This is a genomic window from Streptomyces sp. DvalAA-43, assembly GCF_900091725.1.
GTDB lineage: Bacteria > Actinomycetota > Actinomycetes > Streptomycetales > Streptomycetaceae > Streptomyces > Streptomyces pulveraceus.
Genome location: NZ_FMBW01000033.1, coordinates 195,169 through 201,954 on the forward strand (window position 1 = coordinate 195,169; position 6,786 = coordinate 201,954).

General features: G+C 70.1%; 6 protein-coding genes. 5 read left to right on the forward strand and 1 reads right to left on the reverse strand.

Features of this window, described 5'->3' with window-relative positions; translation table 11 throughout:
* Position 1 precedes the first annotated feature (1 nt).
* Complete coding sequence (gene mtnA, locus GA0115234_RS10555; protein WP_093540639.1) at positions 2-1,150, reverse strand: S-methyl-5-thioribose-1-phosphate isomerase; 1,149 nt, start codon at positions 1,148-1,150, stop codon at positions 2-4.
* A gap of 140 nt (positions 1,151-1,290) precedes the next feature.
* Between mtnA and GA0115234_RS10560 the strand changes: the two genes are divergently transcribed.
* From GA0115234_RS10560 to GA0115234_RS10580, 5 genes are read left to right on the forward strand one after another with little or no spacing between them, the layout of a single operon-like run.
* On the forward strand, positions 1,291-2,493 hold the full coding sequence (locus GA0115234_RS10560; protein WP_093540640.1) for a glycerophosphoryl diester phosphodiesterase membrane domain-containing protein: 1,203 nt from the start codon (positions 1,291-1,293) through the stop codon (positions 2,491-2,493).
* A 4-nt stretch (positions 2,494-2,497) separates the two neighbouring features.
* A complete protein-coding gene (locus tag GA0115234_RS10565) occupies positions 2,498-3,187 on the forward strand; it encodes a DUF4129 domain-containing protein (protein WP_093540641.1) in 690 nt (229 codons plus the stop codon).
* Positions 3,184-4,386 (forward strand): DUF4350 domain-containing protein, encoded by a 1,203-nt coding sequence (locus GA0115234_RS10570; RefSeq protein WP_093540642.1) that lies wholly within the window; start codon positions 3,184-3,186, stop codon positions 4,384-4,386. Before GA0115234_RS10565 ends, GA0115234_RS10570 begins: the two co-directional genes overlap by 4 nt.
* Complete coding sequence (locus GA0115234_RS10575) at positions 4,383-5,384, forward strand: AAA family ATPase (RefSeq protein ID WP_093540643.1); 1,002 nt, start codon at positions 4,383-4,385, stop codon at positions 5,382-5,384. The genes GA0115234_RS10570 and GA0115234_RS10575 overlap by 4 nt, the downstream gene beginning before the upstream one ends.
* A 10-nt stretch (positions 5,385-5,394) precedes the next feature.
* Entirely contained in the window at positions 5,395-6,705 is a 1,311-nt protein-coding gene (locus GA0115234_RS10580; protein ID WP_093540661.1) for a DUF58 domain-containing protein, read from the forward strand.
* The last annotated feature ends 81 nt before the right edge of the window (positions 6,706-6,786 follow it).

Sequence of the window (6,786 nt, forward strand, 5' to 3'; positions counted from 1 at the left end):
ATTAGCTAATCGTTACCTGCGATGATCTGGCACACAGCTCTGCCAGTCCGACCCCCGTGACCGGGGAAATTGCACCCTCTTCCGTGACGATCGCCGTGACCAGCTCCGGCGGCGTGACATCGAACGCGGGGTTGTACGCGGGCGTTCCCACCGGCGCCACGAGCGATCCGCCAGCATCCGCGCCCGCCACCCCGGCCCGCAGGGATGTGAGCTCCGTCACTTCGGACGCCGATCGCTGCTCCACGATGATCGACGCTCCGTCCGCGGTGTCCGGATCCACGGTCGTGGTCGGCGCGACCACGATGAACGGTACGTGGTGGTACTGAGCAAGCACCGCCAGCGGATAGCTCCCCACCTTGTTCGCCACCGACCCGTCGGCGGCGATGCGGTCCGCCCCGATGAGCACAGCATCCACCTCCCCCGCGGCGAACAGCGAACCTGCGGCATTGTCCGTGAGCAGGCTGTACGGCATTCCGTTGCGCGCGGCCTCGTACGCCGTCAGCCGGGCACCCTGCAGCAGCGGACGCGTCTCGTCCACCCACAGCCGCCGCAGCCGCCCCTTCCGGTGCGCCCCGAGTGCCACGGCGAAGGCGGTGCCCTCACCACCGGAGACGAGCGCCCCCGTATTGCAGTGCGTCAGCAATCGGTGGCCGTCACCACCGGGCAGCAGCTCGTCCAGCAGGGCAAGGCCGTACCGCGCCATGCGCCCACTGGCCTCGGCGTCTTCCTGGTGCAGCGCCCTGGCCTCGGCCAGCGCCACCGCCGCGGCCCGCTCCGGATCCACCCCCTTCCCGACGGCCTCCCGATATGCCCCGCCGGCCCGGCGCACCCCGTACCCGAGGTTCACCGCGGTGGGCCGCGCCCGCTCCAGCAGCTCCGCTGCCACGGCCACGTCGTCCCCCCGCGCGGCCGCGAGAGCCACTCCATAGGCTCCCGCGATACCCAGCAACGGGGCGCCGCGCACCGCCAGCGTCCGGATCGCCCGGACCAGAGCGGGCACATCGGTGCACACCAGCTCGACTTCCCGCGCGGGCAGCCGCGTCTGGTCGAGGAGCACCAGTGCGGGACCTTCCGGGGGCTCGGTCCAGCGAAGTACGGGAAGCGCGGGAGGCTCGATACCCACCGGCGGTTGCGCGTCCTGATCAGCCATCCGCCCAGTCTGCCCGGTGAGCACCCCACAAATGAAGGTACGAAGGAGATGGAGCGCCCGGCCCACAGCGGAGCGACGCGTGGCACGATGGCTGCCAACCTGCCGCCCCGATGAGCGGACAGGACCATGAAGGAGCGAGAATGAACGACACTCCGGGCTGGGCCTCGCCCGGATCTGCCCCCTCCGAGGGTCAGGGCGCCGACGTCCCCCGGCCCTCCGAGCCCGTCGACGGCAGCGGTCCGGCAGGGAACTGGTCTCCCGCCCAGCCGCCCGCAGGGCAGTGGTCCCCGCCGAGCACTCCCGGCACAGGTCCTGGCGCACCGCCCCCCGCTGCAGGCTGGGGCGGCGGACCTCAGGGCCCCGGCTGGGGGCAGCCGCCCCTTGCGGCCAAGCCCGGTGTCATCCCGCTCCGCCCTCTCGGCGTCGGCGAGATCCTCGACGGCGCGGTCTCCACGATGCGCGCCCACTGGCGCACGGTCCTCGGCATCACACTCACGGTGTCCGTGATCACCCAGATCGCGATCATCCTCGTCGAACGCTTCCTGCTGCCGAAACCCGCGCAGATCGATCCGAACGCCACCGGCACGGAAGCGCTGCGTCAGGCCGCCGACTCGGCGCAGTCGACCGTGTTCAACAGCGTGCCGTCCATGCTCATCACCATGATCGCCACGCTGGTCACGACATCCGTGCTGACCGTGGTGATCAGCCGCTCGGTGCTGGGCCGCCCCGTGACGCTCTCGGACGCCTGGGCCGAGGCCCGGCCCCGGCTTCCTCAGCTGCTGGGGCTGACCCTGCTGCTGGCCCTGATCAGCGCCGCCATCATGGCGGTGGGCCTGCTGCCGGGCATGCTCGTCGGCTCCGCCGCGGGTGCCGGACTCGTCGTCATCGGTTTCGTGGCCGCGTTCGCCGTCGTCATCTGGCTGATGGTCCGCTTCTGCCTCGCCTCCCCGGCCCTGATGCTGGAGCGGCAGTCGATCACGGCCTCCATGCGCCGTTCCGCGAAGCTCGTCAGGGGCGCGTGGTGGCGGACGTTCGGCATCCTGGCGCTCACCGCGGTGCTGACGTTCGTGGTGGCGTTGGTCATCACCATTCCGTTCACCTTCATCGCGATGATCGTGGACGGCGGCGGAATCGGATCCGCCCTCACGAACGGCACCACGGACTTCGGCTGGCCCTTCCTGATCATCTCCGGCATCGGCGAAGTAGTCATCACGACGATCACGTACCCGCTCTCCGCCGGCGTGATGGCACTGCTCTACATCGACCAGCGCATCCGCCGCGAGGCGCTCGACCTCGAACTCGCTCGGGCCGCGGGCCTGCCCGGATACGACACCAGGAGCTGATGCCGTGTCGGGGGCGGGGGGCACCACAGCAGTACAACTACTGATCCACGCGAGCAGCGACATACCCGTGGACACTCCACGTGTCCCCGCTCGCGAGGCCGCGGAGCACGAACTGTCCAAACCGATGTACCACGAGAACGATCCCAACCTCCTCCAGCAAGGCCTCGACAAGCTCTGGGGCTGGATCAGTGACCTCCTGGACGCGGCCTCCGGCGTCGCACCAGGTGGCCCGGTCGGTCTCGTCGCACTGGTACTGATCGTGCTGGGACTGGCCGCCGCGCTCTGGTGGCGGCTGGGCACACCGCACCGCACCGTGCGTTCGGCGGACGCCCTTTTCGACGACAGGCCCCGCAGCGCGGCCGAGCACCGGAAGGCCGCCGAAGCCCACGCGGCCGCCCAGCGCTGGAACAGCGCGGTCCAGGAACGGATGCGCGCCATCGTCCGCTCCCTGGAAGAACGTGCCCTGCTCGATCCCCGCCCCGGGCGCACCGCCGACGAGGCCGCCGCCGAAGCGGGCCGCCCCCTGCCGGCACACGCGGCCCGGCTGCACGCTGCCGCCAGCGAATTCGACGACGTCACATACGGCGGCCGTACCGCCGGCCAGCAGGCGTATCTGGCCCTACGGGCTCTGGACCTCGACCTCGAAACCACCAAGCCCGTCCTGGCAACCACGGCCCGGGGAGCAGCCGAATGACCGAGGTCACCACCGCCTCCACCTCGGTGGCCCCCACCCCTCGCCAGGTCTGGATCCGCATCCGCGGTCTGCTCCTCGCCCTCCTGGTCCTCGTCGCCGCCGGAATCACCCTGGCCACCGTGCGCTCCGGTGACGAGCACGGCCGCCTCGATCCTCGCTCCGCCGACCGCTACGGCAGCCGGGCCGTCGCCGAGCTCCTCAAGGAACGCGGCGTCTCCGTTCGCGTGGTCACCACGCTCGACGCCGCCACCGCCGAGGTCGGTCCCGACACCACGTTGCTCGTCACCTCCCCCAACCTCCTCGCACCACGCCAGCAGAGCGAACTCCGTGCCGCGACCGACAAATCGGCAGGCCGCACCGTCCTCCTCGCAGCCGGCCCACCCTCCGTGCGCACACTGGTCCCAGGTGTCACGGCGGAGTCCGCCGGGCCGGTGACCCCCCTCGCCCCCGAATGCGCCCTGCCTGCCGCCCGCGATGCCGGCGACGTCGAAACGGGAGGCCTCCGCTACGCCTCGGATGGACTCGACGCCATCGGCTGCTTCCCGTGCGATGGTCTCCCCACCGTGCTCCTGGTCGAACAGGGCGCGGGCGACACCGTGCTCCTCGGGTCCCCCGACCTTCTGCACAACGACAGGCTCGCCAACCAGGGCAACGCATCCCTGGCCCTGCACCTTCTCGGTTCCCGCCCTCATCTGATCTGGTACCTCCCCTCGCTCACTGATCCGTCCGCCGTCGCCGAGAACGGTGGCGATGGCGCCACCAGCGACCGCAGCTTCGCCGACCTGATCCCCCGGGGCTGGCTGTGGGGCACTTCGCAACTCGCACTGGCCGCCCTGCTCGCCGCCATCTGGCGCGCCCGCCGTCTGGGCCCCCTGGTGGCCGAGCGGCTGCCCGTGGCCATCCGCGCCTCCGAATCCGCCGAGGGCCGGGCCCGCCTCTACCGCAAGACGAACGCTCGTGACCGGGCCGCCGACTCGCTACGTTCCGCCACCCGCACCCGCATCGCCCCGCTCATCGGCGTCCCCCCACGCGACGCCCACTCCCCTTCAGTGCTCGTTCCTGCCGTTTCCGCCCGCCTCAGCAGCACCGATGACGGCCTCCGGACATTGCTCTTCGGACCCGCCCCGTCCGACGATGCCGCTCTCGTTCAACTGGCAGACCAACTCGACACCCTCGAAAGAGAGGTACGCACGTCATGAGCGCCCCGCCCTCGGTGCCCGCCGAGACCACCAAGTCCCTCGGGAACGGCGACACAGCCCGCGCGTCCCTGGAAGCGCTGCGCTCGGAGATCGCCAAGGCCGTGGTCGGCCAGGACCCTGCCGTCACCGGCCTCGTCGTCGCTCTGCTCTGCCGAGGCCATGTCCTCCTGGAAGGCGTCCCCGGAGTAGCCAAGACCCTCTTGGTCCGGGCTCTCGCCGCCTCGCTCGACCTCGATACCAAGCGCGTCCAGTTCACCCCCGATCTGATGCCCAGCGATGTCACCGGCTCATTGGTCTACGACGCCCGCACGGCCGAGTTCTCGTTCCAGCCCGGCCCCGTCTTCACCCATCTGCTTCTCGCCGACGAGATCAACCGCACCCCTCCCAAGACACAGTCCTCCCTCCTGGAAGCCATGGAGGAACGCCAGGTCACCGTCGACGGAACCCCTCGGCAGCTGCCCGCCCCCTTCCTCGTGGCCGCCACGCAGAATCCCGTCGAATACGAGGGCACCTACCCTCTCCCCGAGGCCCAACTGGACCGGTTTCTTCTCAAACTGACGGTGCCCCTGCCCTCTCGGGAGGAGGAGATCAACGTCCTCACCCGCCATTCCGAGGGCTTCGACCCGCGTGACCTCCAGTCAGCCGGCATACGCCCCGTCGCCGGCCCCGCCGATCTGGAAGCCGCCCGCAACGCGGTCGCCCGGACCAAGGTCTCTCCCGAGATCGCCGGCTATGTCGTCGATATCTGTCGTGCCACGCGTGAATCCCCCTCGCTCTCCCTCGGCGTCTCTCCCCGAGGCGCCACCGCCCTGCTGTCCACCGCCCGTGCCTGGGCCTGGCTCACCGGGCGCGACTACGTCATTCCTGATGACGTGAAAGCCCTGGCACTCCCCACGCTTCGCCATCGCATCCACCTGCGGCCCGAGGCGGAGATGGAGGGTGTCACCCCCGACTCCGTCATCACGGCCGTCCTCGCCCACGTCCCCGTACCCCGATGAGGCGATGACCGTGGCCCTCACCGGACGCACCGCCTTGCTGGCCGCCCTGGGGTCACTCCCTGTAGGCATCCTGGCTCCCAGTTGGGCCGGAATGCTGGCAGTCAACGCACCGCTCTCTTTGGCAATTCTCTGCGACTACGCCCTGGCTGCACCAGTGCGAACGCTTCAGTTCACTCGAACCGGTGAAACAAGCGTTCGACTTGGCGAAGCAGCCGAAGTGCAACTCACCGTAACCAATCCTTCCCGTCGCAAGCTGCGGGCACACCTTCGCGACGCATGGCCTCCCAGCAGCTGGCCCACCGGCACGGAGCAGGGCTCTTCGCGGCACACCCTCGCGGTCCCGGGAGGCGAACGCCGTCGGCTGACTACCCTCCTGAGGCCGACACGGCGCGGTGACCGCCGGGCCGAGCGCATCACCGTCCGCTCATTCGGGCCTTTGGGCCTCGCCGCCCGGCAAGGGAATCACCAGGTCCCGTGGACGATACGGGTCCTGCCTCCCTTCACCAGCCGGAAGCATCTGCCGTCCCGTCTCGCCAGACTCCGCGAGCTCGACGGCCGCACCAGTGTCCTCACCCGTGGCGAGGGCACGGAGTTCGACAGCCTGCGCGCGTATGTGCCCGGCGACGACACCCGCTCCATCGATTGGCGAGCCACCGCACGTCAGTCCGCCGTCGCGGTGCGCACATGGCGTCCCGAGCGGGACCGTCACATCCTCGTCGTCCTGGACACGGGCCGTACCTCGGCGGGACGTGTCGGTGACGTACCCTGTCTCGACGCCTCGCTGGACGCGGCCCTGCTGCTCACCGCGCTCGCCACTCGTGCGGGCGACCGTGTGGATCTGCTGGCCTACGACCGCCGCGTCCGCGCACAGGTACGTGGGCGGTCCGCGGGGGAGGTCCTGTCGGCCATGGTGAACGCCCTGGCACCGATCGAGCCGGCACTCGTGGAAACCGATGCCCGAGGTCTCGTCGCTGCCACACTCGCCGGGGCGCCTCGTCACTCCCTGATCGTGCTTCTCACCGGCCTGGGCGCGGCCCCCGTAGAAGAAGGCCTGCTCCCTGTACTACGCCGTCTGACCCAGCGCCACACCGTGCTGGTGGCTTCCGTGGCGGACCCGCACGTCGAGCTGATGGCGAGGGCGAGAGGCACAGTGGACGCGGTCTACGAAGCGGCGGCCGGCACACAGGCCCAAGCCAGGCGGCTCCGCACCGCAGAGCAGCTCCAGCGACACGGCGCGGTGGTTGTCGACGCCACTCCTGACAACCTCGCGCCTGCCCTCGCTGATGCCTATCTCGCCCTCAAGGGGGCGGGACGACTCTGATCCGTTCCGATCCTCCGCCCACAGACACAAACAAGAACCGAGCCATCCATAGGGAAAAGGAGCTTCCCCGTGGATGCCCGT